Source organism: Rouxiella chamberiensis (assembly GCF_026967475.1).
GTDB classification, from domain to species: Bacteria; Pseudomonadota; Gammaproteobacteria; order Enterobacterales; family Enterobacteriaceae; genus Rouxiella; species Rouxiella chamberiensis.
Genome location: NZ_CP114058.1, coordinates 151,161 through 176,775 on the forward strand (window position 1 = coordinate 151,161; position 25,615 = coordinate 176,775).

Genomic DNA, 25,615 nt, shown 5'->3' on the forward strand with positions numbered 1-25,615 from the left:
ACACCTATAATCGGGTTCATTTTTATAAAAATATAGAGAACTGAAGTGGCAAAGACTGACGTTTCAAAAAAATTGCAGGCTATTCGCGGCATGAACGATTACCTGCCCGCAGATACTGCGTTATGGCAGCGTATTGAAGGAACGCTCAAACAGGTTTTAGGGACTTACGGCTACAACGAAATCCGTATGCCGATTGTAGAGCAGACCCCGTTATTCAAGCGCGCGATCGGTGAAGTGACCGACGTGGTTGAAAAAGAGATGTATACCTTCGAAGACCGCAATGGCGAAAGCCTGACACTGCGTCCCGAAGGCACCGCTGGCTGCGTTCGCGCCGGTATCGAACATGGTCTGCTGTACAATCAGGAACAGCGCTTGTGGTACATCGGCCCGATGTTCCGTTACGAGCGTCCGCAGAAAGGCCGCTATCGTCAATTCAACCAGCTGGGTGTCGAAGTCTTTGGTCTGAACGGACCCGATGTCGACGCCGAGCTCATCATGCTGACCGCCCGCTGGTGGCGCGAGCTGGGTATCGCCGAACACGTTGCGCTTGAGCTTAACTCCATAGGTTCGCTCGAGGCCCGTGCCAACTATCGCGATGCGCTGGTTGCCTTCCTTGAACAGCATAAAGACAAGCTCGACGAAGACTGCAAACGCCGTATGTACAGCAATCCGCTGCGCGTTCTGGATTCCAAGAATCCTGACGTCCAGGCCCTGCTGAACGATGCGCCGGCGTTGGCGGATTACCTCGATGAGGAATCTCGCGAACACTTTGCAGGTCTGTGTGAACTTTTGAGCCTCGCAGGTATCCCATATACGGTTAATCAGCGTCTGGTACGCGGTCTGGACTACTACAACCGCACCGTATTCGAGTGGGTCACCACAAGTCTTGGTGCGCAAGGTACAGTCTGTGCCGGTGGACGTTACGACGGCCTGGTCGAACAGCTTGGCGGACGTGCGACGCCGGCAGTCGGTTTTGCCATGGGTCTGGAGCGTCTGGTGCTGCTGGTTCAGGCGGTCAATCCTGAATTCAAGGCGCCGGCAACGGTCGATGCCTACGTGATTTCTTCGGGTGCGGGTACACAGGGTGCGGCCATGTTGCTGGCCGAGAAACTGCGTGATGCATTGCCGGAGCTGAAAGTGATGACCAACTACGGCGGCGGCAACTTCAAGAAACAGTTTGCGCGCGCCGACAAATGGGGAGCGCGTATCGCTCTGGTATTAGGTGAGGATGAAGTCGCGGCTCAGCAGGTAGTGGTTAAAGACCTGCAAAGTGGTGAGCAAGAAACACTGGCGCAGAGCGAACTGGCTGTGCGTCTGGCCTCGATGTTAGGTTAAGGAGAAGGACCACGTGGAAGTCTATACCACTGAAAACGAACAGGTTGATGCCGTCCGCCGCTTCTTTGCCGAAAATGGTAAAGCGCTGGCCGTTGGCGTCGTGCTGGGGATTGCTGCCCTGGGTGGATGGCGTTACTGGCAGTCGCACGAAAATACGGCCCTGACAGAGGCTTCGGCTTCCTATCAGCAGGCCAGCAGCGCACTGGCCGACAACAAGGCCGACGGCGTGGCCGGTCTGCAAAAATTCGCCGAGAACAACAGCAACAGCTACGGCGTATTCGCAGCGCTTGAGCTTGCCGAACACTTCGTTCAGGCAAAAGATTTTACCAATGCCGAGAAACAGCTGACGCAGGCAAGCCAACTTTCCAAAGACGACAATCTGGTTTCACTGGTTAACTACCGTCTGGCTCGCGTTCAGTTGCAGGAAAACAAGCTGGACGACGCGCTGAAAACCCTCGACAACGTGAAGGGTGACGGTTGGATGGCAATGCAACAAGAGGTTCGTGGTGACGTTCTGCTCGCGAAGGGCGACACCAAGGGAGCCAGGGATGCATACAGTAAAGGCCTTGATTCCAAGCCATCTCAAACGCTGCAAACCATGCTGCGTATGAAATTGAACAATTTATCCAGCTAAGGGGAACCCCGATGCATTTGCGTAAAACACTCTTGGTGGGCGTCGTATCCGTTGCCCTGCTGAGTGGCTGTTCCTTATTCGGCGGCGAAGAAGACGTAGTGAAAATGTCTCCACTGCCAAAAGTTGAAAATCAGTTCACACCGACCGAAGTGTGGAGCACGTCCGTCGGTGACGGCGTAGGCGACTACTATTCTCACCTGCATCCGGCCTGGAAAGACAACACCATTTATGCTGCCGATCGTTTTGGTATCGTCAAGGCGCTTGACGCCGACAACGGTAAAGAAAAGTGGAAAGTCGACCTGTCCGAAAATCCGGGCTTCTTCTCGAGCAACATCTCTGCACAGCTTTCCGGTGGCGTAACGGTTGATGGTTCAAACCTGTATATCGGCAGCGAAAAAGCCGTGGTCTACTCGCTGAATACCGCCGATGGTACGCAGGCGTGGCAGACCAAGGTCGCGGGCGAAGCAATTTCCCGTCCTGTAGTCAGCGACGGTCTGGTGCTTATCCACACCGGTAACGGCATCCTGCAGGCGCTGAATCAGAAAGACGGCACCATCGCATGGAGCGCCAACCTTGATATGCCTACGCTTTCCCTGCGCGGTGAATCCGCTCCGGCGACCGCCTTTGGTGCCGCCATTGTCGGTGGCGACAATGGTCGCGTCAGCGCAGTGCTGATGAAAGAAGGCCAGATGATTTGGCAGCAGCGTATTTCCGAGCCAAGCGGTGCGACTGAAATCGACCGTCTGAGCGATGTCGATACCACGCCGGTTATCGCCAATGGCGTTATCTACACCATTGCCTACAACGGTAATCTGGTGGCGATGGACTTGCGCAGCGGCCAGATCATGTGGAAACGCGAAGTCGGTTCAGTGAACAACATTCTGGTTGAAGGCGACCGCATCTATCTGGTCGACCAAAACGACCGCGTGATGGCGCTGAATACCGAAGGTGGCGTCACCATCTGGACCCAGAGCGAGTTGCTTCACCGCAACCTGACCGCGCCGGTTCTGTACAACGGCTTTATCGTGGTCGGCGATGCAGAAGGTTACATGCACTGGCTGAACACCAATGACGGACGCTTTGTCGCCCAGCAGAAAGTAGACTCTTCAGGTCTGCTGAGTGCACCGGTTGTGGCCAGTGACAAGCTGGTGGTGCAGGCCAAAGGTGGCGAAGTTTACTCCTTCAAACGCTGAAATCTGGCGTCCTTGACGCGGTAGCTTTGTTGGCTTCATGAGTTCACCCCGGTCACTTACTTGAGTAAGCTCCCGGGGATTCGCTCACTTGCCGCCGCGCTACCACGCCAATGACCTGGATTTTATCTGATGTGTTTGACGCGGTAGCTTTGTTGGCTTCATGAATTCACCCCGGTCACTTACTTGAGTAAGCTCCCGGGGATTCGCTCACTTGCTGCCGCGCTACCACGCCAATGACCTGGATTTCATCTGATGTGTTTGACGCTGTAGCTTTGTTGGCTTCACGAGTTCACCCCGGTCACTTACTTGAGTAAGCTCCCGGGGATTCGCTCACTTGCCGCCGCGCTACAAGTTTCAATTACTTTGGGTTTAAATCCCTATCAAGGGTATAATAGTTTCGCCATTAAACGGCTCCTGAATTGCTCAGGGGCCGTTTCGTATTCTAAAATCAGCAAAAATGGTTATTCTTTTTGTTGTAAGAAATTGAATTTTAATGATTTGCATTATAGCGATTGGTTGTCCCCGCCTTCGGGCTATGCACAATTTGTTGGCTGTAAAAAAATGAGGCTCCAAAAATGATACCTGTCGTCGCGCTAGTTGGGCGCCCGAATGTGGGTAAATCCACCTTATTTAACCGTTTGACCAAGACGCGTGATGCGTTGGTGGCGGATTTCCCCGGGCTAACGCGTGACCGCAAGTATGGTCGTGCCGAGATCGAGGGTAACGAATTCATCATCGTTGATACCGGGGGTATCGACGGTACCGAAGACGGCGTTGAAACCCGCATGGCGGGGCAATCGCTGCTGGCTATCGAAGAAGCCGATATCGTGCTGTTCATGGTCGATGCCCGTGCAGGCGTGATGCCTGCCGATCAGGGTATCGCCCAGCACTTGCGCAGCCGTCAAAAAGCGACGTTCCTGGTCGCCAACAAAACCGACGGTCTTGATGCCGACAGCGCAACCGCCGATTTCTACTCGCTGGGTCTGGGCGAAGTCTACGCGATCGCGGCTTCCCACGGCCGTGGCGTAACTCAGCTTATCGAGCACGTGCTGGTGCCTTTCGTCGGTGAAAAGCCCGAAGAAGTCGAGCTGACCGAAGAAGAGGCCAATGCGGCCTATTGGGCAGAGCAGCTTGGTGAAAACGATGCTATCCCGGAAGATGTCGAAGACGACTTCGACCCGACCACCTTGCCTATCAAGCTGGCTATCGTCGGACGTCCCAACGTGGGTAAATCAACGTTAACCAACCGCATTCTGGGTGAAGACCGCGTCGTCGTCTATGACATGCCGGGCACCACCCGCGACAGCATCTATATCCCGATGGTACGCGACGAGCGCGAATATGTGCTTATCGATACCGCCGGTGTGCGCAAGCGCGGAAAAGTCACCGAAACCGTCGAGAAATTCTCGGTAATCAAAACGTTGCAGGCCATCGAAGATGCCAACGTCGTGATGCTGGTTATCGATGCACGCGAAGGTATTTCGGATCAGGACCTGTCACTGCTGGGCTTCATCCTCAACAGCGGTCGCTCGCTGGTGATCGTGGTGAACAAATGGGACGGCATGTCTCAGGAACAGCGCGATGCCGTGAAAGATACCCTCGACCTGCGTCTTGGTTTCATCGACTTTGCCCGTATTCACTTCATCTCCGCGCTTCATGGCAGCGGTGTGGGCAATCTGTTTGAATCCGTGAACGAAGCCTATAACTGTGCGACTAAACGTGTAGGCACCTCACTGCTGACGCGTATCATGCAGATGGCAGCTGACGATCACCAGCCACCGCTGGTTAATGGTCGCCGCGTGAAGCTGAAATATGCGCATGCGGGCGGTTACAACCCGCCTATCGTGGTTATTCACGGTAATCAGGTTAAAGATCTGGCCGATTCCTATAAGCGTTACTTGATGAACTACTTCCGTCGTTCACTGGAGATTATGGGTACGCCAATCCGTATTCAGTTCAAAGAGGGTGAAAACCCGTTTGAAGGAAAACGCAACCTGCTGACGCCAAACCAGATGCGTAAACGTAAACGTTTGATGTCGCACCTGAAAAAGAAATAATTTCTGTCATCATCGCCGAGCTCAATCCTCTTGGTGATGATGTGATAAAAGCTGTATCTCGCCTTGTCGACCTCGGTTGAAAAGTGTGGGATACAGTTTTTTTTGCTTTTTTTCGCAAAATCGCGCCAGATCGCGGCTTATTGTTTAATTCTTCTTCACTTGAGCGCACTAAATTACCAATACAGGTTATAGGGACTATAATTTTTGGGTTACCCGATTTTTATGTTCCATTTGAGGAGTGTCGTGAATGTCAGACAATAATGAAAACGTACAGGGCAAGAAGAACGTTTCAGAACATAAGACAGATTCTGTGAAGCCGCACTTGGACGATACCTCACCGCCAGGCGCACCACTCAAACCTCAAAACAGCATCAGCCCGCCAGGTGCCGAACCCACCGCACCCGGTTCAGAAAAAATCCCTCTGTCACCAATGACAAGCTGGAACAGCTCGAGCCCTATCGCGATTATCCCGAAAATCAGGCGCTGCGCACCGATCAGGGGATCCGCATTTCGGATAACCAGAACTCGTTGAAGGCAGGCGGTTCGCGGCTCTACGCTGCTTGAAGACTTCATGCTGCGTGAAAAGATAACCCATTTCGACCATGAGCGTATCCCCGAGAGGGTGGTTCACGCGCGTGGCGCAGCGGCACACGGTTATTTCCAGGTTTATCAATCCATCGAGATGCTGACAAAAGCCGGTTTCCTCGTCGATCCTTCGCTCAAGACACCGGTATTCGTGCGTTTCTCCACCGTCCAAGGCTCGCGCGGTTCGGCGGATTCGGTAAGGGATATTCGCGGATTTGCCACCAAATTCTATACGCAGGAAGGTAATTTCGACCTCGTTGGCAACAATACGCCGATCTTCTTTATTCAGGATGCCATTAAATTCCCGGATTTCGTGCACGCCGTTAAACCCGAACCGCACAATGAAATTCCACAGGGGCAGAGTGCGCATGACACCTTCTGGGATTATGTGTCTCTGCAGCCTGAAACCTTGCACAATGTCATGTGGGCGATGTCCGACCGCGGCATTCCGCGCAGCTACCGCATGATGGAAGGGTTCGGCATTCACAGCTACAAGATGATCAATGCCGAAGGCAAGAGCCACTTCGTGCGTTTCCACTGGAAACCGACCTGTGGCGCGGCATCTCTGATTTGGGATGAAGCGCAGGTACTGACCGGCCGTGACCCTGACTTCCACCGTCGCGAGCTGTGGGAATCCATCGAAGCCGGTGATTATCCGGAATACGAACTGGGCTTGCAGATCATTCCTGAAGAAGACGAAGAGAAGTTCGATTTCGATATTCTCGACGCCACCAAATTGATTCCTGAATCGCTGGTACCGGTTCAAATCGTCGGCAAAATGGTGCTGGATCGCAATCCGGACAACTATTTCAGTGAAACGGAACAGGTTGCATTCTGTCCGGGCAATATCGTGCCGGGCCTCGATTTCTCTGATGATCCCCTGCTGCAAGGGCGTCTGGTTCTCGTATCTCGATACCCAGATCAGTCGTCTCGGCGGGCCGAACTTCCATGAAATTCCGATTAATAAACCGGTATGTCCGTTCCATAATCATCAGCGTGACGGCATGCATCGCATGGGCATTTCAGGTGCGCCAAACTACGAGCCGAATTCGCTGAACAACAACTGGCCGCGCGAGACGCCACCGGCTGCGGCAAATGGCGGATTTGCGACCCAACCTCAGGCGGTGAGCGGTGAAAAAATCCGTCGTCGCAGTGAAACCTTTGCCGATTATTATTCGCATCCACGACTATTCTGGTTGAGCCAGACGGAAACCGAGCAGGCGCACATTGTCGGCGCATTCAGTTTTGAGCTGGGGAAAGTCGTGCGTCCGTGGATACGTGAACGCGCCGTCGATCAACTGACCTATATCGATCACAGCCTGGCGAGTCAGGTCGCGAAAAATCTGGGTATCGAGCTGACGCAGGAGCAGCTTTCGCACCCGATCCCGGATGCCGTTAGTGGTCTGGACAGCGACGAAGCGCTGAGCCTGTACGCCAACAAAATTCACCCCGTGAAATCACGTCAGGTCGCGATTCTCGTGGCCGATGGCGTGTGTGGCGATTCGGTCGACAAGATTGTGACCGAGCTGAATGCCCTGGGCGTGCATACCAAAATCTTCGCGCCGCATCTTGGCAAGGTTAATACGTTGCAGGGCGGTGAAATCGCCGTTGACGGGACCATCGAAGGCAATCCGTCCGTTACCGTCGATGCCGTTATCGTGCCAACCGGTGCGGACAGCATTGCGGCTCTGAAGAAAAACGGCAATGCCAAAAACTATCTGTTGCAGGCGTTCAAGCATCTGAAAGCTATCGGTTTGCAGGGCGATGCATTGGAACTCTACCAGTCTCTGCCGTTGCCTCAACCGGATGAGGGTGTGCTGGTCGATGACGATGCCAATCTGTTGACCGACAACTTTGTGGAAGCCTTGAAAAAGCACCGCGTCTGGTCGCGTGAAGCGGCTGCACAGGAAGTGCCGGCATAACGTAAAAAACGCCTGACGACAAGTCGGGCGCTTTTAGGCGGATAAAAAAATGCGCGCTGTTAATCACAGGGCGCATTTTCTCGTTCAGGAGTCAGCTGTCAGGCTTTGCGTCGGCTTTTGGCTTTCGCTTCCAGCGGCGTTACCTGAACCACTTCGCTTTCGACCCAGCCATCGGAAAGTCGCGTTCTTAGCGTTTCACCGCGGCTTATCTGCGCGGTATTTTTCAGCAACTCACCTTTTGGCGTTGTCGTAACACTATAACCGCGCGCAAGCGTTGCCAGCGGACTGACCGCCTCAAGCTGGGTGCAGGCCGTTCCGAAACGCCGACGTTGCTCGCCTAACTGGCTGGACATCGCCTGTTGTAGACGATACTGGAGCTTCTGCACCCGCTGCTGCATCAGATGGACGCGGCGCTGCGGTTGATGCTGACTCAGGCGTTGTTGCAGATTCTGGGTGCGGCGCAACAGGCGGCGCAGATGATTTTGCATTGCGTCATCGAGGCGGCTTCGCAGCTTGAACAACGCCGTTTGCTGGCGGGCAAGCCGCAAATGCGGATGCTGTTGCTGAAGGCGATGATTCAGACGGGTAAAACGCTGCGCCATCTGCGCCAGATAATAGTCCATCGCCATTTCCAGACGCTGCTGCTGTGACTGAATCTGTCGCAGCAATTCAAGCTGATTGCGACTGATCAGTTCAGCTGCCGCCGAAGGCGTAGGCGCGCGCAGGTCAGCCACAAAATCGGCGATGGTCACGTCGGTTTCATGCCCTACGGCGCTGACAACAGGCAGGCGGCTGGCGAAAATCGCGCGCGCCACCCGTTCGTCATTGAAACTCGACAGGTCTTCCAGCGAACCGCCTCCGCGCCCGACGATGAGCACGTCACACTCCTGACGCTGATTGGCAAGCGTAATGGCGCGCACGATTTGCAGCGGCGCATCGACGCCTTGCACGGCGGTGGGGTAGATGATGACGGGCAGAGAAGGATCACGGCGCTTGAGTACCTGCAGGATATCGTGCAACGCCGCACCGCTCGCAGACGTTATCACGCCCACGCATTTGGCGGGCGAGGGCAGGGCCTGCTTGTGTTCGGCATCAAACAGCCCTTCTGCCGACAGCATCTGCTTGAGCATCTCAAACTGCTGCTGCAACAGACCGTCGCCCGCAGGCTGCATGCTTTCGGCAATAAGCTGGTAGTCGCCGCGCGGCTCGTACAGGGTAACGGAGGCTCGCACCAGCACCTGCTGACCATTTTGCGGACGGAAGGTCGTGCGTCGATTGCTGTTGCGAAACATCGCGCATTTGACCTGCGAGCGCGCGTCTTTAAGTGTGAAGTACCAGTGACCGGAAGAGGGTTGCGAGAAGTTGGAGATTTCACCGGAGAGCCAAACCTGACCCATCTCGTTTTCCAGCAACTCACGGACCGTCTGGTTAAGGCGGCTCACGGTAAAAATGGGTGGCGAAGAAGGTAGTGGCATGTGACCCGGATCGAATTCGAAAACAGAGACTTAATCAATCGATACTACAGGCAGATACGAGGTAATCAAGAAGTTTTTATTAAAATTGTGAAATAGTACTAGAGCAAACGATTAAGTGCCTGTATACTCTCGCTGCAATATTTTATCTTTTCTCCGCATACCATCTTGGTGAGATATTGCCCATGCTACGTTTAAAGAAAGAAGCTCTAACGTTTGACGACGTCCTCCTCGTACCAGCTCACTCCACAGTTCTGCCTAATACTGCCGATCTTGGCACGCAGCTGACCGCTAAAATCCGTCTGAACATTCCTATGCTCTCTGCAGCCATGGACACGGTTACCGAAGCAAACCTGGCCATTGCTCTGGCTCAGGAAGGCGGGATGGGTTTCATTCATAAAAACATGTCCATCGAGCGTCAGGCTGAAGAAGTCCGCCGCGTGAAAAAACATGAAAGCGGCGTTGTTGCCGATCCTAAAACCGTGACACCTTCCACGACCCTGCGTCAGGTGAAGGAACTCACTGAAATCAACGGTTTTGCCGGTTATCCTGTTGTGACGGAAGCCAACGAACTGGTCGGTATCATTACCGGTCGTGACGTGCGCTTCGTAACCGATCTGGAGCAGCCTGTTACTGCGGTTATGACCCCGAAAGAGCGTCTGGTTACCGTTAAAGAAGGCGAAGCGCGTGAAGTCGTTCTGCAGAAAATGCACGAAAAACGCGTTGAGAAGGCGCTGGTTGTCGACAGCCAGTTCCACCTGATTGGTATGATTACCGTTAAAGACTTCCAGAAAGCGGAACGTAAACCTAACGCCTGTAAAGATGAAAACGGCAGCCTGCGTGTCGGCGCTGCGGTTGGCGCAGGTGCGGGCAACGAAGAGCGTATCGATGCGCTGGTTGCGGCCGGTGTTGACGTGCTGCTGATAGATTCCTCTCACGGCCATTCCGAAGGCGTTCTCGGCCGTATTCGTGCAACTCGCCAGAAATACCCTGATCTGCAAATCATCGGCGGCAACGTTGCCACCGGCGAAGGCGCAAAAGCGCTGGCAGATGCAGGCGTAAGCGCAGTGAAAGTGGGTATCGGCCCGGGTTCAATCTGTACTACCCGTATGGTTACCGGCGTAGGTGTTCCACAGATTACGGCGGTTTCCGATGCCGTCGAAGCGCTTGAAGGCACCGGTATTCCGGTCATCGCCGATGGCGGTATTCGTTTCTCCGGCGACATCGCCAAAGCCATCGCTGCGGGCGCAAGCTGCGTGATGGTCGGCGGCATGCTGGCTGGAACCGAAGAGTCTCCGGGCGAAATCGAACTGTATCAAGGTCGTGCATTCAAGTCTTACCGTGGTATGGGTTCCCTTGGCGCGATGTCCAAAGGGTCTTCCGACCGTTACTTCCAGAGCGATAACGCCGCCGACAAACTGGTACCGGAAGGTATCGAAGGCCGCGTTGCCTACAAAGGCCGCCTGAAAGAAATCGTGCATCAGCAAATGGGCGGTCTGCGCTCCTGTATGGGTCTGACCGGCTGTGCTACTATCCTCGACCTTCGTACCAAGGCTGAATTTGTTCGCATCAGCGGTGCCGGTATCCAGGAAAGTCATGTGCATGACGTGACTATCACCAAAGAGTCACCTAACTACCGCATGGGCTCATAATAATATTGGCGTTGGCACGCTTTCTTTCGCAATGCTTGCCAACGTCTTGAATGAGCCGGTGTTTGAACCCGGTTTCGGCCGGGTTAATCAGTTTCTTAGTTATTTTCTTTAAAACTTTAACGCTCTGGAAAATCACCCGCATGAGTGAAAATATTCATAAGCATCGCATTCTTATCCTTGATTTCGGTTCCCAGTACACCCAGCTGGTTGCTCGCCGCGTTCGTGAACTCGGTGTGTATTGCGAACTCTGGGCATGGGATGTGACTGAAGCCCAAATCCGTGAATTCAACCCGAACGGCATCATCCTGTCAGGCGGCCCGGAAAGCACCACTGAACTCGACAGCCCACGCGCTCCAGACTACGTGTTTGAAGCCGGTGTTCCGGTTCTGGGCGTGTGCTACGGCATGCAGACGATGGCAATGCAGTTGGGTGGCCACGTAGAAGGCTCGACCGAGCGCGAATTTGGCTATGCACAGGTTGAAGTGCAGACCAACAGCGCACTGGTTCGCGGCATTGAAGACGCGCTGAGCGCCAACAATAAACCGCTGCTTGACGTGTGGATGAGCCATGGCGATAAAGTCACCGCCATTCCTGCCGACTTCGTGACCGTTGCCAGCACCGACAACTGTCCGTTTGCCATCATGGCCAACGAAGAAAAACGCTTCTATGGCGTGCAGTTCCACCCGGAAGTTACGCATACCCGTCAGGGCCTGCGCATGCTCGAGCGTTTCGTTATCGACATCTGTGAATGTGAAGCGCTGTGGACACCGGCTAAAATCATCGAAGACGCCATTGAACGTCTGAAAGTGCAGATTGGCGATGACCACGTGATCCTCGGCCTGTCCGGCGGCGTTGACTCCTCCGTCACCGCCATGTTGCTGCACCGCGCCATCGGCGATCGTCTGACCTGCGTGTTCGTCGACAACGGCCTGCTGCGTCTGCACGAAGCGGATCAGGTTCTTGAAATGTTCGGCGACCGTTTCGGTCTGAACATCGTTCACGTTGCTGCCGAAGACCGTTTCCTGTCGGCACTGGCTGGCGAGAGCGATCCCGAAGCCAAACGCAAAATCATCGGCCGCGTCTTTGTTGAAGTCTTCGATGAAGAAGCCTGCAAGCAAGACGCCGTGAAATGGCTGGCGCAGGGCACCATCTATCCAGACGTTATCGAGTCTGCGGCCTCCGCAACCGGTAAGGCACACGTCATCAAGTCTCACCACAACGTGGGCGGCCTGCCGAAAGAGATGAAACTGGGTCTGGTCGAGCCGTTGAAAGAGCTGTTCAAAGATGAAGTGCGCAAGATCGGTCTGGAACTGGGTCTGCCGTACGACATGCTTTACCGTCACCCGTTCCCGGGTCCGGGTCTGGGCGTGCGTGTTCTGGGCGAAGTGAAGAAAGAGTATTGTGACCTGCTGCGTCGCGCCGATGCCATCTTCATCGAAGAATTGCATAAAGCCGACCTGTACCACAAAGTCAGCCAGGCATTCACCGTCTTCCTGCCGGTGCGTTCCGTCGGCGTTATGGGCGATGGCCGCAAATACGACTGGGTTGTTTCCCTGCGCGCGGTTGAAACCATCGACTTTATGACGGCACACTGGGCGCACCTGCCCTACGATTTCCTTGGCCGTTGCTCAAACCGCATCATCAACGAAGTCGACGGCATTTCCCGCGTGGTCTACGACATCTCGGGCAAACCGCCTGCGACTATCGAGTGGGAATGATTTCGTTATCGATTAACGAATGAGCTTGCCAATAACTCTAGGCCCTCCGCGAAAGCGGGGGCTTTTTTTATGTGTGCTGCAAAAAACTGCCCCGGCATTGTCAGCGAGATAGGCACCACATTACTGCGCCGATGTGAAAAATAGTGATATTAAAAGAGAGTTCACAAGGTTGTGTGAAAAGGGGTTAATAAAATTAAATTAAATAACTTAATGATTAAATTAATAAAATAAGAAAAATTGCCATGAATCGCAAACGCCTGAACTGTGACATCTCTTCTATTTTTGTGAATTTACGTTAAATATAATGTGACGTATCTTCATAGGGATACTTACGCGCCTGAAAGGGTGGATGCAGCAATCATCTGACTTACGAGATCAACGATAATGAGTAATTCAACGAAAGTGGAAGCAGTGTGCGCATTAGTGGTTCGTTCGCCGTTTGACGCGGAGATTCTGCCTGCCTGGGAGAAGCAGGGACATAGTGTTGATATTAAATGGAATCCGACCACCGTTATTATGGATAACCTCCGCGCAGGCGAGCGTAGCGATGTTGCGGTAGTCACCGTTTCTGCAATGGATGAGCTTATTGCCGCAGGAATCGTCGAGGCCGAAACTCGTGTCGAACTTGTAGAGTCACGAATCGGGTTAGCGGTTAAAGCCGGTGAAGCACACCCTGATATCCGTGATAAAGAGGCGTTTATCGCCACACTTCTCAACGCACGTTCCGTGGCCTATTCGTTGGGCGGTGCCAGCGGTATCTATTTCAAAACGTTGATTGAAAAACTGGGCATAGCCGAGGAAATCAATGCCAAAGCCACGACGATTCCGGAAGGTTTTACCGCCGAAAAGCTCGTTACGGGCGAGGCGAGTCTGGCTATCCAGCAAATCAGTGAGTTAATGGTAGTACCGGGTATCGAGATTATCGGTGCACTGCCGGATGCCGTGCAGAAAGCGACCTCTTTCTCGGCGGCGCGTTTTAAAGAGGCCAAAAATCCTCAGCTTGCCCAGCAGTTCCTCCAGCATTTACAGTCACCTGAAGCCGCGAAAGCCTATAAAGAGCAGGGGTTGGAACCTCTTTATTAACAATACGTTGACCATTTAAAACTGATTTTTATCTGATATTTTGCAGCGAGAAGCCTATGTTGCCCACTGAACGGCGTAATTATATTTTTCGCTACGTGCATGAAAAGCAGATAGCGGCAATAAACGATCTCGCCCAGTTGATGAGCGTGTCGCATATGACTATCCGCCGCGACGTCGAAGAGCTTGAAAAAGAGGGCAAAATTACCCGCGTCAGCGGCGGAGTAAAGCTTAGCGAGGCGCTTCGTCAGGAGTTGGCCTACACCGACAAGGCGCGGCTCCATCATCGTCGCAAGAGGGATTTAGGACGCTATGCCGCGAGCTGTGTCGAAGATGGGCAGGTAGTCTATCTTGATGCCGGTACTACAACCTTCGAGATTGCCCGCTGTCTGGCCGACCGTTTTCATTTAACGATTATCACCAATGACTTTTCAATCTCGCAGTTTTTCATGGATAAGCCCGCCATTAATCTGTTCCATATCGGTGGCGAGGTCGATAAACGCAACTATTCCACTGTCGGTATCTGTGCCGCCTCTTTCTTGAAATCTTTAAATATAGATGTGGCCTTTGTCAGCAGCAGTTCGTGGGATCTCCGTTACGGCGTTTCTACACCCTATGAAGGCAAAGCGATTGTAAAACAAGCCGTTCTGGGTGTTGCAAGGCGCACTGTTCTCGTCAGTGACAGCAGCAAGTATGGCAAATACGGCAAATATAAAGTTTTTCCGATAGCCGACATTCAGGAAATTATTACCGATTCACTGTTGCCCGAAGCAGCGGCAATTGGCATTCAACAGCAGGGCGTCAAGCTGCATATCGTTGATGTTTAATCTATTATTTTCACAGGAGCCGTCATGTCAGCAGAAAGCAAAATTCGTGAGGAGATCTGCGAAACGGGTGCCAGCCTGTTTACGCGCGGATATGTGGTCGGCAGCGCCGGAAATATCAGCGCACGTCTTGACGATGGCTGGTTAATCACCCCAACCGATGCATGTCTGGGCCGACTGGATCCGGCGGCCATCGCCAAGGTGAGCCGCAGCGGTGAATGGCTGTCGGGGGATAAACCGTCGAAGACGCTACTGCTACATCGCCAGGTTTATGATAACAATTCGGGCGTCGGCGCGGTGCTGCACACTCATTCTACCGCTCTGGTCGCGCTGACATTGGCCGGTGTCTGGCGTCAGGAAAGCATTTTGCCGCCCATTACTCCCTATCAGGTGATGAAGGTCGGCAAGATCCCGTTTATAAACTACTGCCGTCCGGGGGCGCCGGAAGTGGCTGAACAGGTGGCTGCGCTGGCAAATCGCGTGCGCGGTGTGATGCTTGAAAGACTGGGGCCGGTGGTATGGGAAAGCTCTGTCTCGAAAGCCAGCTTTGCGCTTGAAGAGTTGGAAGAAACCGCGCGTTTATGGGGAATGACAAGCGAAAAACCGGCGGCACTTTCCGAACAGAGTTTAAATGAACTCGCTGAGGTATTCGGCGCTCGCTGGTAACGCCTCACTTTTGTAAACTCAGAGTTTTATCAGGAAAGTTTCAGAGTAACCGCCCGACAAGCGAAGCCTGAAAGTGGATTTCAGGCTATCTTTTTCGCGCCACTTTAAAGTGAAACAGGTAATACTCGCCTTTAGGACTCTCCCCCGACGCGATGATTTCCCAGCCGCGATTCAAATAAAAGGCGATGGATTTTTCGTTTTTCACCAGGCACTTAAGCGCACCCGTACGGGTGAAGTTTTGCTCGACCACACCAATCAGATGACTGCCGACGCCCTGGCCCTGATACTCAGGGTCGATAAAAAGGTTATGCAAAAAGTTTTCGTGCAGTTCGATGGACGCAAATCCGAGGATCTTGCCATCACGTTCGGCAACAATCACTTTCTCGCCAATGACGGCCCGATCAAAATCTTCCAGTTTCCAGTCGCTACTGTCCAACCAGGTCCAGGCTACCTTTCGCGACGCCAGATACAAGGTGCGCAGAAAAGGGCGGTCGGCTTCCTGATAGGGGCGGATCTGAATAGGCAAAATGGGCTCCTTGCAATCAACACGCTCCCGTCGATTTCCTCTTCGGGAGCCAGATATCAATTAAAAATCATATTGCAGGGTGACGCGGTTTTGCCAGAAGTTTTTATCCGACGTCGACACCGTCTGCACGCCGATAAAATCGGTCAGGCTCAAGCCCTTCAGAATGCCGTCAAACAAATAGGTTCCGTAAAGCAGATATTCGGACTGATGGCTGCTGCCTGCGCCAGCGCTGGCGGTCAGATCCATAAAGGAGTAGCGGGTACCCAAGGAAACGCTGCTTGTTGCTGTCCAGGTTCAGGTCGGCTGAATAGGCATTGCCGCTGCCCAGATCCTGCGTGCTGGTAAAGAAAGGTTGAGCAAAGTAGGGGCCGGATGACGAGTTATGGGCATAGGGCGTCACCAACGCGCCATTGCCATAGGCATTTTCATTGGCGGCAATATGGTCATAGTTTAGTGAGCCGTTCAGCGATGGCGCAAATTGCAGGCTGAACTGCGCGCCATAGCTGGTGCTGTTGACCTCACCCGCCAGCGCTTTGCCCTCGCTTACGCCACGGATAAACTGTAGACCCACCTTCGGCTTATAAGGATTTTCAGACCAGCTGAGGAAACCATCAGCGTAAACCATTTTGGTATAGTTATCATAATCTTCATACCAGACCTGTCCGTTCAGCTTCTTGTCTTCCAAAGCCATTTCACGACCGGCGCCGACGGCCCACATGCCATTCGTTGTGCCATTTGCATCGGTATAAGTCGTGGTATCCAGGAATTGATCGTCACCCCACGGTTTAAAACGCGTCACTTTGGTGGCGTGCAGGAAGTTGTCGCCTTCGCCATAATTCATGTCGATAGCGCGATATAAAATCGGGGTAATACGCCAGTCGTAATCGCCGAGGAAGGGAATGCCAAGACGTTGATCGCCTGCAGTGATACGGAAATCCTGATAGTGCCAGCTTAAATAGGCTTCGCCGACGCCGGTCTCGTTTGGCCCCAACTCTGAAACCAGATGATTATCATTATGATTGATACCGCGCTGGAGAATGCCGCTGACACCCAGACTGAGCCCGTAATATTCTGCTGTCGCGTATTTGATACTGCCGCCGTAGCTCACGGTATCCTGCGACAGCCCCGGGGTGAAGTAGGCATTATGCGTTGAATAATAAAGCGTTCTGAGGCTGCCATGCACAGAGCCGCAGGTGAACATCTGGCTAAGTGAATCGGCGACGCCTGCCTGACAGTCAGATGGTGCCGGCGTTGCCGCCAATGTATTTCCCGTTAACAATGCCTGCGAAACCAGCATTGCGCCCAGCTTCAAGGTGAAGCCGAATTTTGAAACTTTCATTTTAGTTATCCTGTCGAAATTAATGCCGCGTTGCGGGCAGATGTTCTGCCGATAAATTTCTGCTTTCGGAATCGCACGCAAACGGTTGCCACCCTATCAAGCCGTGGGCGGGGGCATCATAGTTATTTCTGCCGGTCAGTCAATAAAAGACCCTTTAAAACGAAGTAGGTGCTGGTTTTTAAACCAGAGAGGGAATTAGCGGTGAGCGCGAATAAACCTGCTCCTGAAATACCCATTAACAAAATGTGCGAGTTCCCCTTATGGCGCGGCAAGCCGCAATAAAACGGGAAAGGAATAAGGTATGCTTGCCGCGCGGAAATGGGGTATTTCCGCTTTAGAGGATTCATGCTTTAAAGCAGACAAATAAAACAGGTTAATTTACGTGAAAAAGATTTTGCCATTATCACTTTTGGCAGCGCTTTGCGCGCAGTCTGCCCACGCGGGCACCGTACAGGACAACAATGGATTTATCGCCGACAGCCATCTTGATGTGCTGTTTCGCAATGCTTACATCAATCGCGACTACAAGGCCGAAGGGGTAAGAGATCGCGACGAATGGGGGCAGGGCGTCATCGCAACTTATTCCTCCGGTTTCACACAGGGACCGGTAGGATTTGGCGTCGATGCTTTAGGACAATATGCTGTGCGACTGGACGGTGGCCGTGGCCGCAGCGGCGCGGGCGGCATTGATTTCTTCGCACAGGACGACGACGGCCGTGCCAAGTCCGACCTCGCCAAGTTTGGCGCCACTGCCAAGATGCGCTTCTCGAAAACCGTGTTGAGTTACGGCACGCAACGTCCTGAATTGCCTATCTTGAATGCGGACGCTTCCCGTCTTTTGTTTGAAACCTACACCGGTTTTATGCTGGATTCACAAGAGATTGACGGACTTGATGTTACCGCAGGTTATTTCACCGATGAACAGCAAAAAAGCGACGACAGCCATAACAGCGGCCTAAGCCACCTGAGTTTTGCCGGGGCCAGTTATAAGTTCAATGATCAATTCAGCGGCGCGTTTTATGCTTCCAACGTTGAAGATGTGATTAACAAACAATATCTCGGCTTTAAATATCATCAGCCTCTGGCTGGCAAACAGGCCCTGTTGTTCGATTTCAACGGGTATAATTCTCGTCTGAATCAGGACTATGCCAACAGCATCAGCACGGGACGCAGCAACACTATCTGGAGCCTTGCCGCCAGCTATGTTTATGATATCCATACCTTTGAGTTGGCCTATCAGCAAAGCAGCGGCAGCACCGGCTACAACTACGGCGGCTACCGTAAAAATGGCGGCGTAGGGGATGGCGGCAATACCATCTGGCTTTCCAACTCATACTGGTCGGATTTCAACGGCGAAGACGAGCGTTCATGGCAACTGGCCTACTCGATTAATCTTGCAGGATTGGGCGTTCCGGGCTTGAGCTATGATGTGGCTTACGTGCGCGGTGACAACATCCAGACCTCCGAAACCAGCAATGGTCACGAGCACGAATTCTTTAACCAGATCCAATACAAAGTGCCGGACGGCGTGGCGAAAGACCTCAAACTCAAGTTGCGTTATTCGATTCTGCGCGTGTCGGGCGATGCGGCGGAATATAACGCAAGCGGTAATGAAGTCCGTGTTTATGTCGAATATCCACTGGCTATTTTTTAATCTATTTCGGCAAGGCGGCGTCTTGAATTAACGATGCGCCGCCCGACAGGCACGCTTTCCAGGAATCTCGGTCAGTGTGCCTGTTAATTAACCATCCCATCTTTGGCACAGAAAATTTGCCATAATCCTTCATGATCGGTCACATCAAAACAACGATGTCAGGATCACACCATGCAGGACGTTATTACCGTTTGGAACTGGATTTATTCAAACCAGATTACCTTCTCTCTTCTCGCCATTCTCTTTATGCTGCTAGGCGGCTTTATTGCCTCCGTGATTTGTCGATTTTTCCTGCTGGGGATCGTCAGACGTTTTATTCTGCACGCCAGTAAAAATTCCGATCATCAAGATAAAGACATGAGAATTACCCGTCGACTGGCGAATATCGTACCTGTCGTAACGGTTTATTTCATGTCACAGCTGATTAATGGATTGCCGGATCCGCTTATCGAGGCGATTCGTACGATTTGCGGCGTGCTGCTGATTGTGAATATCACCATGCTCATCAACGAGTTACTCGACACGACCAGTAGCGCCTATACCAAAAGGCACGGGGTGAAATCCCGCTCGATAAAAGGCTATGTGCAGATAGGAAAAATCATGGTCTCGTCAATTGCCACGATTTTGGTGATTGCCACGCTATCGAATAAATCGCCGGTGATTATTATCTCGAGTCTGGGTGCCGTTGCCGCCGTGCTGATGCTGGTGTTCCAGCACACCCTTATCTCGCTGGTTGCCAATATTCAGGTATCGTCTTCGCATGTTATTCAACTGGGTGACTGGATAGAAATGCCGTTGGGCAATATCAGTGGCGAGGTGACCGACATTGCGCTGCATACCATTACCGTTCGCAACTGGGACAATACAATGTCGCAGGTGCCGACCAAAAACTTTATCACCGAGCCTTACACCAACTGGCAGCCGATGTTTGATTCTGGCGGACGTCGGATTAAGCGTAGCTTATTCGTTGATCAATCGAGCATCGCCTTTGCCTCGGCCGCACTCATTGACAGTCTGAAAGCCATCGAGCCTGATGAGAATAATCATATGGCTGCCTATCTGGACCAGCGGCTGAATTCTCGTACCGACAACCCGTTAGTGCAGAAGGGCATGACCAACCTCGGGCTTTTTCGCGGGTACGTTCTTGATTACCTCAAGCAGCGAAACGATATCCGCAAAGACATGTACCTGATAGTAACGGCAGCTCAGCCCCACTTCCGAAGGGTTACCTATCGAAATCTACTGCTTCACTTCCAATGTCTTCTGGGCGGAATACGAAGAAACCCAGTCAGAGATTTTCGAGTTTATGTACGCCACTGCGGGCTATTTCAACCTGGGAATATTCCAGAAACCATCGGGAACGGATGTCAGCAACACCTGGCCGCGCCGTGCCAAAAGTGCGGTGTGAGCTTAATCTCCTGCTGTGCAAGGCGAGACGCGGCTTGCTTTAATTCAGCGACTTTTCTATGCTGCACGGGCTGTAAATGACTCGGGGTGCCCTTCTTTGTGAAGGCTGAGAAATACCCGTATAACCTGATCTGGATAATGCCAGCGTAGGGAAGTCGTGGTATCTCGACCGGTACCCCTTCTTGATCGCCGGTGGGGAGATTTATGACGACTCGACCTTCCGTTTTTCCGGGCCTTGCGGCCGCGGATGCCTTGAGACAATTTCGCCAGGCCTCGCCTTTAGTTCACTGCATGACCAATGATGTGGTGCAATCGATCACGGCAAATGTACTGCTTGCCCTCGGCGCATCGCCCGCCATGGTCATCGATGCCCGTGAAGCCGCACAGTTCAGTGCTATTGCCAGCGCACTGTTGGTGAATGTGGGGACCTTGACCTCTGCACGGGCGGAATCCATGCTTGCCGCAATTCATGCCGCTAACGCTGCCAACAAACCTTGGGTGCTGGATCCCGTCGCCGTCGGCGCTCTCAGGTGGCGTTCAGAGTTTTGTCAGGAAATTATCAGATTCAGACCTGCTGCGATTCGTGGAAATGCTTCTGAAATCATGGCATTAAGTGGGCTTTCCGCATCCGGGCGAGGCGTGGACAGCGCAGACTCCTCAGGTGCGGCCTTACCGGCTGCCGAGGCGTTGGCACGTCAGACTGGCGCAATTGTCGCGGTGACAGGCGAAATAGATTACATCACCGACGGGGCGCAATGCCTGGCGGTAAGCGGAGGGGATCCGCTGATGACGCGCGTTGTCGGCACCGGTTGCGCACTTTCGGCGGTGGTTGCGGCATTTGTTTCCTTGCCGGGCAATCGTCTTTCGCACGTTGCCGCCGCCTGTCGTGTCATGTCGTGTGCCGGTGAATTAGCCTGTCGCGACGCAAAAGGGCCGGGCAGCTTCACCGCCGCCTTCCTTGACTCTCTCTACCTGCTCGATGACCGCCATCTGACCGAGACGGCAACAGTCGGAGGCGCACAATGAGCAAGAGAATCAATGTATTGACCATTGCGGGCACCGATCCCAGCGGCGGGGCGGGTATCCAGGCTGACCTGAAAACCTTTTCGGCGCTGGAAGCCTACGGCACCAGCGTTATCACGGCGCTGGTGGCGCAAAATACGCGCGGCGTGCAGTCGGTTTATCACATCGAGCCTGATTTTGTAGGCGCACAGCTTGATTCGGTACTGAGCGATGTACGAATCGACAGCGCCAAAATTGGCATGCTGGCCAATACCCAGGTCGTGGAGACGGTGGCTGAACGGCTTCAACATTACCGCAAGCGCCAACGGGCGCCTGCCTTTGTCGTGCTGGATACGGTAATGCTGGCCAAGAGCGGCGATCCTCTACTTACGCCCGATGCGGTCGAGGCATTACGCCGCTGGCTGCTGCCGCAGGTTTCGATGATTACGCCCAATCTGCCAGAGGCGGCCGCGCTGCTAGGGTGCGAGATGGCGACGGATGAGCGGGAGATGTGTCGGCAGGGCGAGGCGTTATTGGCGATGGGCTGCGAGGCTGTGCTGATGAAAGGAGGTCATTTGAGCGACAGCGAAAGTCCAGACTGGTTAATGACCGCTCACTATCGCGAGCGCTTTACTGCTCCGCGAGTAGCAACACGGCATACTCATGGCACTGGGTGCACATTGAGCGCAGCATTGGCGGCGCTGAGACCGCGAAGGGAGAATTGGCCCGATACGGTTCGCGCGGCAAAAACCTATTTACAGGAAGCGTTGAAACAGGCGGATTCGCTGGAAGTCGGCGAGGGCATCGGTCCGGTGCACCATTTTCATCGCTGGTGGTAAAGGCCACCCCATTTTTAATGCCCGCCTGCGAGGTCAGCCGCCAAGTGAGGCGGGCCAAAATCTATTGAGCGCCTCGACTCAAAAGTAAGTGATTACTCACTTTCAAACCATTCGCTGTTTTGCTGGGCAATCGGCGTGATGGAGAAAATTATCTCCTGCAAATGGGTGCGCAATGCCTCTTCGGCAGCCTCGGGGTCACGGGCTTTCAGGGCGGCAAATATATTGTAATGCTGGGCAATCAGGTTGTCAGGAGGCGAAACTTTGCTTAACGAGAAGAAGCGCACGCGGTCCATCGTCGCCTTGATATTTTCAATCGTTTCCCAAGCCAGACGGCAATCAATGATGTCGGCAATCAGGCGATGAAATTCATCGTCAAGCTGCAAAAACTCCTGCGCCTGCTGGCTTTTTGCCGCCAGTTCCTGTCGCTGTAAATTATGGGCCAGCAAGGCTAAATCCTGTTCTGTCACTACACTGGCGGCACGGCGAATGACGGCGGTTTCCAGCGCTTCTCGAATAAAGCGCCCATCGGCCACGCGCTTGGCGGAAATCTTCATGACAAAAGTGCCGCGCTGCGGCAAGACCTGAACCAGTCCGGCTTCGGCCAGTTTGATAAAGGCTTCGCGCACCGGTTGGCGCGACACGTTAAAACGCGCCGAGATTTCTTTTTCAGACAAAAATGCACCGGGCTGAATGACACAGGCAACAATGTCTTGTCGCAGGGTGCGATAAATCTGCTGATTGACCGGAATGTTACCGTTTAACTCATAAGATTCTGGCATGGCGAAAGCTATTTTCCGAGAGTGTAATCCCCTCATAATAGCATGAGTTTCCTGGAGGTTTTACTCGAAGCCGGGCAAATAACCTGCTTTTACTCCCAATGCGACAACTGCCACCTTGCGATATACCCGTCACGGGGCATTTCAAAAACACGATGCTGATTTAAATCAAGAACCTGTTTTATTTTTGAAGGGCAGATGGAATGTAATGACGTGCATCAATATCGATGACTTTATCTATTTATAATAAAAATCTTTTTGTTACCATCAGCGCCGAATAATATCAGGATGTTTATTTTAAGTAATAAATAATTTTCATAAAATATAATTGTATTTTTTTTGAAGGATTTTCATCAGTGGAATATGAAATTAAAGATTTAACGTTGGCGCAATATGGCGAAAGTATGCTGAAATTGGCGCGTGAAGAAATGCCGGGGTTGCTGTCGATTATTCAGGACTATGCCGGGGTAAATCCCTTGCCGGAGCCAGAATCGCGGGTTGTCTGCACATGACCAGCCAAACGGCCCTATTAATGGAGACGTTGGTTGCATTGGGCGCGCAGATAAGATGGTGTTCCAGCAATCGTTATTCGACACAGGATAATGCCGCCGCCGCCATGGCTAAAAAAGGTTACAACGTCTTTGCCTGGCATGGTGAAACAGAACAGGAATTTGAGGCCTGTAAAACTAGGACCCTTTTTGATGGTGACGAGTGGTTTCCCAATATGCTGCTTGATGATGGTGCGGAATTAAGCCGCTTTATTTGCCGCCATTATCCGCACAAAATCGGTGCATTAAGAGGGATAAGTGAAGAAACCACCTCGGGCGTGGTTGAACTTAATCAACTCTATCGCAGTGGTCTATTAACAGTCCCTTCGATCGTTATTAATAATTCAATTACCAAGACCAAATTCGATAATATTTATGGCTGTAAAGAATCGCTGATCGATGCCATAAAGTTTTCGACGGATTTTATGATTGCTGGCAAAACGGCGACGATAGTGGGTTATGGCGATGTCGGAAAAGGCTGTGCCAAGGCACTCTCAAGTATGGGCGCGCATATCCAGATTGTGGAAGTGGACCCTATCAGCGCACTGCAAGCCTGCATGGAAGGGTATCGCGTCAGAACCCTGAGCGATTGCTGCCGAAATTCGCATCTTTTCGTCACGGCGACCGGCAATATCAATGTCATTACGTTGGCAGATATCCGGCAGATGAAAGACAAGGTGTTACTGTGCAATATGGGCAACTTCAATAATGAAATCGATATGACAACCCTTGATACACTGGAATGCACGGCTCTCGGACAAAATATTGCCGAATATAACTTAGGTGGAAACAAGACCGTGCGCGTATTGGGACACGGGGCGCCTGCCAATTTGTCCTGCGCCAAAGGTCATCCGAGTTTTGTGATGTCGACGTCATTCTGTAATCAGGTCTTTGCCCAGATAGAGTTATGGAACAATGCCTCTCGCTACCCGGCAAGGGTAAATTCATTACCAAGAAGTCTTGATGAAAGAGTCGCAAGCCTGCATTTATCCCATCTGGGTGCAGAATTACATAGGCTCTCCGAAGAACAGGCGCTTTATATGGGCGTATCCATCAATGGTCCCTTTAAACCTGAATCCTATCGCTATTAAGGCAGAGCCATGCAGTCTGAAAAAGCAGTGCAGTTAATTGAAAAATTGAATTTAAGTTTTCATGAAGAGGGCGGGTATTTTAATGAAACCTTTCGCAGTGAAGAAATAATCACTACGAACCGAGATGTCAATAACGGTGAAAGACGTCTGGCGACCTGTATTTATTACATGCTGACGAATACAGCCCCTCTCGGGTATTTTCATAGCAACATGTCGCCTATTCTGCATTTTCATCATGCAGGCGGTCCGATGATATATCGGTTTATTCATGGAGACGGTCGGATTGAAGAGCATGTCATGGGGCAAGATATTGCCAATGGTGAGGTCTTGCAATTAGTTGCACCGGCGGGTTGCTGGAAATCGACTCAGCTTGCACCCGATCATGAATATGGGTTAGTGAGCGAGGTGGTTTTTCCTGGCTGGGAACTGTTTGATTCGATCATTGCAAAAAAACAGTCATTACTTGACGCCTTTCCTCAGCATGCCGCGTGGATCAACGCATACAGTTATAACTAGGAGTCCTTGATGAAACCCACCGCGGTTATTACCGGAGCCAATCGAGGGATTGGCTTTGCATTGATGAAATACCTGCTGCAACGCGGTTCGCACGATATTTTCGCGATAGTCAGAAATAGCGCCGCCGCCGAACAACTGCAAAGCGAGGTGGCGACATTGTCCTATCACTGCCGTCTGGAGATTAAATCCGCCAATCTCGAGAGTGAAGTTGAGGTAGCATCGCTATGTCATGAAATTCGCACGTTGGAGCATTGCGATTTGCTTATCAACAATGCGGGGATTTTCGAAGCTGGTAGCCTTGATAGGAATGAGGGCGATAACTCCCGCCTGTTTGCGGTAAATTTCACGGCAGCCGTTAAATTCATGGCGGCTGTCGCCGAGCAGATGAAAATTCGCCGCGCAGGAAATATCATCAATATTGGCAGCAGTGCAGGGCGCAAGGGACTCGCTGGAATCGGCATGTATGGCGCGACGAAATATGCACTGGTCGGTTTTTCAGAATCGCTGATGCGGGAACTTATCGGCTTTGACATCAAAGTGACGACAATTAATCCGGCCTTTGTCGATACTGATATGACGCGCGGTTTTACGGCGATGCAGGACAAGGTCAAGATTCAGGTCGAGGATATTGTCAACAGCGTCAGGCTGATCCTGAGTCTCTCAAAGGGCGCGGTGATTCCGCACATTGATATTGCCTGTGGTTCCGTGATGGATTAAGAGTAAAGCATAATCGCCAGGCCAATGCCGAGTCACCCAAAACTATTTATTCCGTGACCCGG

At 52.4% G+C, this 25,615-nt stretch carries 18 protein-coding genes, 3 pseudogenes and 1 riboswitch; of the genes and pseudogenes, 17 read left to right on the plus strand and 4 right to left on the minus strand.

Translation table 11 applies throughout. The features are described from left to right. Positions 1-45: 45 nt before the first annotated feature. The 5 genes and pseudogenes from hisS (at position 46) to katE (ending at position 7,726) form a co-directional block, all read left to right on the plus strand. Positions 46-1,335: a histidine--tRNA ligase gene (gene hisS / locus O1V66_RS00710; RefSeq protein ID WP_072045120.1), complete on the plus strand. Its 1,290-nt coding sequence runs from the start codon at positions 46-48 to the stop codon at positions 1,333-1,335. A gap of 13 nt (positions 1,336-1,348) precedes the next feature. Beyond that, a complete protein-coding gene (locus tag O1V66_RS00715; protein ID WP_045049293.1) occupies positions 1,349-1,969 on the plus strand; it encodes a YfgM family protein in 621 nt (206 codons plus the stop codon). 11 nt (positions 1,970-1,980) lie between these two features. Then, positions 1,981-3,162, plus strand: a complete 1,182-nt coding sequence (gene bamB / locus O1V66_RS00720) for an outer membrane protein assembly factor BamB (RefSeq protein WP_045049292.1) — start codon at positions 1,981-1,983, stop codon at positions 3,160-3,162. Between the two features lie 575 nt (positions 3,163-3,737). After that, positions 3,738-5,219 (plus strand): ribosome biogenesis GTPase Der, encoded by a 1,482-nt coding sequence (gene der / locus O1V66_RS00725; RefSeq protein WP_045049291.1) that lies wholly within the window; start codon positions 3,738-3,740, stop codon positions 5,217-5,219. Between the two features lie 247 nt (positions 5,220-5,466). Then, positions 5,467-7,726: pseudogene (katE, locus tag O1V66_RS00730) on the plus strand (catalase HPII). Between the two features lie 98 nt (positions 7,727-7,824). On the opposite strand, the gene xseA reads toward katE, so the two are convergent. Beyond that, on the minus strand, positions 7,825-9,201 hold the full coding sequence (gene xseA / locus O1V66_RS00735) for an exodeoxyribonuclease VII large subunit (protein ID WP_045049289.1): 1,377 nt from the start codon (positions 9,199-9,201) through the stop codon (positions 7,825-7,827). 182 nt (positions 9,202-9,383) lie between these two features. Between xseA and guaB the strand changes: the two genes are divergently transcribed. The 5 genes from guaB to otnC all read left to right on the plus strand — a co-directional run bounded on the left by guaB (position 9,384) and on the right by otnC (position 15,138). Continuing rightward, the gene (guaB, locus tag O1V66_RS00740) at positions 9,384-10,850 is read left to right on the plus strand and encodes an IMP dehydrogenase (protein ID WP_045049288.1); all 1,467 of its coding nucleotides are present in this window, start codon (positions 9,384-9,386) and stop codon (positions 10,848-10,850) included. 140 nt (positions 10,851-10,990) lie between these two features. Beyond that, positions 10,991-12,568, plus strand: coding sequence for a glutamine-hydrolyzing GMP synthase (guaA, locus tag O1V66_RS00745; protein ID WP_045049287.1), 1,578 nt, complete (start codon positions 10,991-10,993; stop codon positions 12,566-12,568). A gap of 384 nt (positions 12,569-12,952) precedes the next feature. Continuing rightward, positions 12,953-13,651, plus strand: coding sequence for a molybdate ABC transporter substrate-binding protein (locus O1V66_RS00750; protein WP_045049286.1), 699 nt, complete (start codon positions 12,953-12,955; stop codon positions 13,649-13,651). 56 nt (positions 13,652-13,707) lie between these two features. Next, complete coding sequence (locus O1V66_RS00755) at positions 13,708-14,475, plus strand: DeoR/GlpR family DNA-binding transcription regulator (protein ID WP_045049285.1); 768 nt, start codon at positions 13,708-13,710, stop codon at positions 14,473-14,475. 24 nt (positions 14,476-14,499) lie between these two features. Continuing rightward, positions 14,500-15,138: a 3-oxo-tetronate 4-phosphate decarboxylase gene (gene otnC / locus O1V66_RS00760; RefSeq protein WP_045049284.1), complete on the plus strand. Its 639-nt coding sequence runs from the start codon at positions 14,500-14,502 to the stop codon at positions 15,136-15,138. An 85-nt stretch (positions 15,139-15,223) separates the two neighbouring features. Here the strand turns inward: otnC and O1V66_RS00765 are convergent, their stop codons facing one another. Together O1V66_RS00765 and O1V66_RS00770 are read right to left on the minus strand one after the other, a co-directional pair. Further along, positions 15,224-15,664, minus strand: coding sequence for a GNAT family N-acetyltransferase (locus tag O1V66_RS00765; RefSeq protein WP_045049283.1), 441 nt, complete (start codon positions 15,662-15,664; stop codon positions 15,224-15,226). A 60-nt stretch (positions 15,665-15,724) separates the two neighbouring features. After that, positions 15,725-17,003 (minus strand): annotated as a pseudogene (locus O1V66_RS00770) (TonB-dependent receptor). 382 nt (positions 17,004-17,385) lie between these two features. Between O1V66_RS00770 and O1V66_RS00775 the strand changes: the two are divergent. From O1V66_RS00775 to thiD, 4 genes are all read left to right on the plus strand, one after another. Further along, positions 17,386-18,657 (plus strand): OprD family outer membrane porin, encoded by a 1,272-nt coding sequence (locus O1V66_RS00775; RefSeq protein WP_045049282.1) that lies wholly within the window; start codon positions 17,386-17,388, stop codon positions 18,655-18,657. 171 nt (positions 18,658-18,828) lie between these two features. Next, entirely contained in the window at positions 18,829-20,145 is a 1,317-nt protein-coding gene (locus O1V66_RS00780; protein WP_269128030.1) for a mechanosensitive ion channel family protein, read from the plus strand. Further along, a riboswitch (TPP riboswitch) is annotated at positions 20,138-20,234 on the plus strand. It overlaps the preceding gene by 8 nt. Positions 20,235-20,268: 34 nt before the next feature. Continuing rightward, positions 20,269-21,090 carry a hydroxyethylthiazole kinase gene (gene thiM / locus O1V66_RS00785; RefSeq protein WP_045049280.1) on the plus strand — a complete coding sequence of 274 codons (822 nt, stop codon included), beginning with the start codon at positions 20,269-20,271 and terminating at the stop codon, positions 21,088-21,090. Next, the gene (gene thiD / locus O1V66_RS00790) at positions 21,087-21,905 is read left to right on the plus strand and encodes a bifunctional hydroxymethylpyrimidine kinase/phosphomethylpyrimidine kinase (protein WP_045049279.1); all 819 of its coding nucleotides are present in this window, start codon (positions 21,087-21,089) and stop codon (positions 21,903-21,905) included. Before thiM ends, thiD begins: the two co-directional genes overlap by 4 nt. Positions 21,906-21,997: 92 nt before the next feature. Here thiD and O1V66_RS00795 read toward each other — a convergent pair whose 3' ends face one another. Further along, entirely contained in the window at positions 21,998-22,684 is a 687-nt protein-coding gene (locus O1V66_RS00795) for a GntR family transcriptional regulator (RefSeq protein WP_045049278.1), read from the minus strand. A 401-nt stretch (positions 22,685-23,085) separates the two neighbouring features. Here O1V66_RS00795 and O1V66_RS00800 point away from each other — a divergent pair. The 3 genes and pseudogenes from O1V66_RS00800 (at position 23,086) to O1V66_RS00810 (ending at position 25,553) form a co-directional block, all read left to right on the plus strand. Further along, positions 23,086-24,320 (plus strand): annotated as a pseudogene (locus O1V66_RS00800) (adenosylhomocysteinase). Between the two features lie 9 nt (positions 24,321-24,329). Beyond that, a complete protein-coding gene (locus O1V66_RS00805; protein WP_045049276.1) occupies positions 24,330-24,836 on the plus strand; it encodes a cupin domain-containing protein in 507 nt (168 codons plus the stop codon). Positions 24,837-24,845: 9 nt separating this feature from the next. After that, on the plus strand, positions 24,846-25,553 hold the full coding sequence (locus O1V66_RS00810) for an SDR family NAD(P)-dependent oxidoreductase (protein ID WP_052673467.1): 708 nt from the start codon (positions 24,846-24,848) through the stop codon (positions 25,551-25,553). The last annotated feature ends 62 nt before the right edge of the window (positions 25,554-25,615 follow it).

Excerpts from the sequence above, each read along its gene's own strand:
- O1V66_RS00755 (WP_045049285.1), top strand. The coding sequence starts at position 13,708 with ATGTTGCCCACTGAACGGCGTAATTATATTTTTCGCTACGTGCATGAA.
- otnC (WP_045049284.1), top strand. The coding sequence starts at position 14,500 with ATGTCAGCAGAAAGCAAAATTCGTGAGGAGATCTGCGAAACGGGTGCC.
- guaB (WP_045049288.1), top strand. The coding sequence starts at position 9,384 with ATGCTACGTTTAAAGAAAGAAGCTCTAACGTTTGACGACGTCCTCCTC.
- O1V66_RS00750 (WP_045049286.1), top strand. The coding sequence starts at position 12,953 with ATGAGTAATTCAACGAAAGTGGAAGCAGTGTGCGCATTAGTGGTTCGT.
- O1V66_RS00780 (WP_269128030.1), top strand. The coding sequence starts at position 18,829 with ATGCAGGACGTTATTACCGTTTGGAACTGGATTTATTCAAACCAGATT.
- thiM (WP_045049280.1), top strand. The coding sequence starts at position 20,269 with ATGACGACTCGACCTTCCGTTTTTCCGGGCCTTGCGGCCGCGGATGCC.
- thiD (WP_045049279.1), top strand. The coding sequence starts at position 21,087 with ATGAGCAAGAGAATCAATGTATTGACCATTGCGGGCACCGATCCCAGC.
- guaA (WP_045049287.1), top strand. The coding sequence starts at position 10,991 with ATGAGTGAAAATATTCATAAGCATCGCATTCTTATCCTTGATTTCGGT.
- O1V66_RS00805 (WP_045049276.1), top strand. The coding sequence starts at position 24,330 with ATGCAGTCTGAAAAAGCAGTGCAGTTAATTGAAAAATTGAATTTAAGT.
- O1V66_RS00810 (WP_052673467.1), top strand. The coding sequence starts at position 24,846 with ATGAAACCCACCGCGGTTATTACCGGAGCCAATCGAGGGATTGGCTTT.
- bamB (WP_045049292.1), top strand. The coding sequence starts at position 1,981 with ATGCATTTGCGTAAAACACTCTTGGTGGGCGTCGTATCCGTTGCCCTG.
- der (WP_045049291.1), top strand. The coding sequence starts at position 3,738 with ATGATACCTGTCGTCGCGCTAGTTGGGCGCCCGAATGTGGGTAAATCC.
- xseA (WP_045049289.1), bottom strand. The coding sequence starts at position 9,201 with ATGCCACTACCTTCTTCGCCACCCATTTTTACCGTGAGCCGCCTTAAC.
- O1V66_RS00795 (WP_045049278.1), bottom strand. The coding sequence starts at position 22,684 with ATGCCAGAATCTTATGAGTTAAACGGTAACATTCCGGTCAATCAGCAG.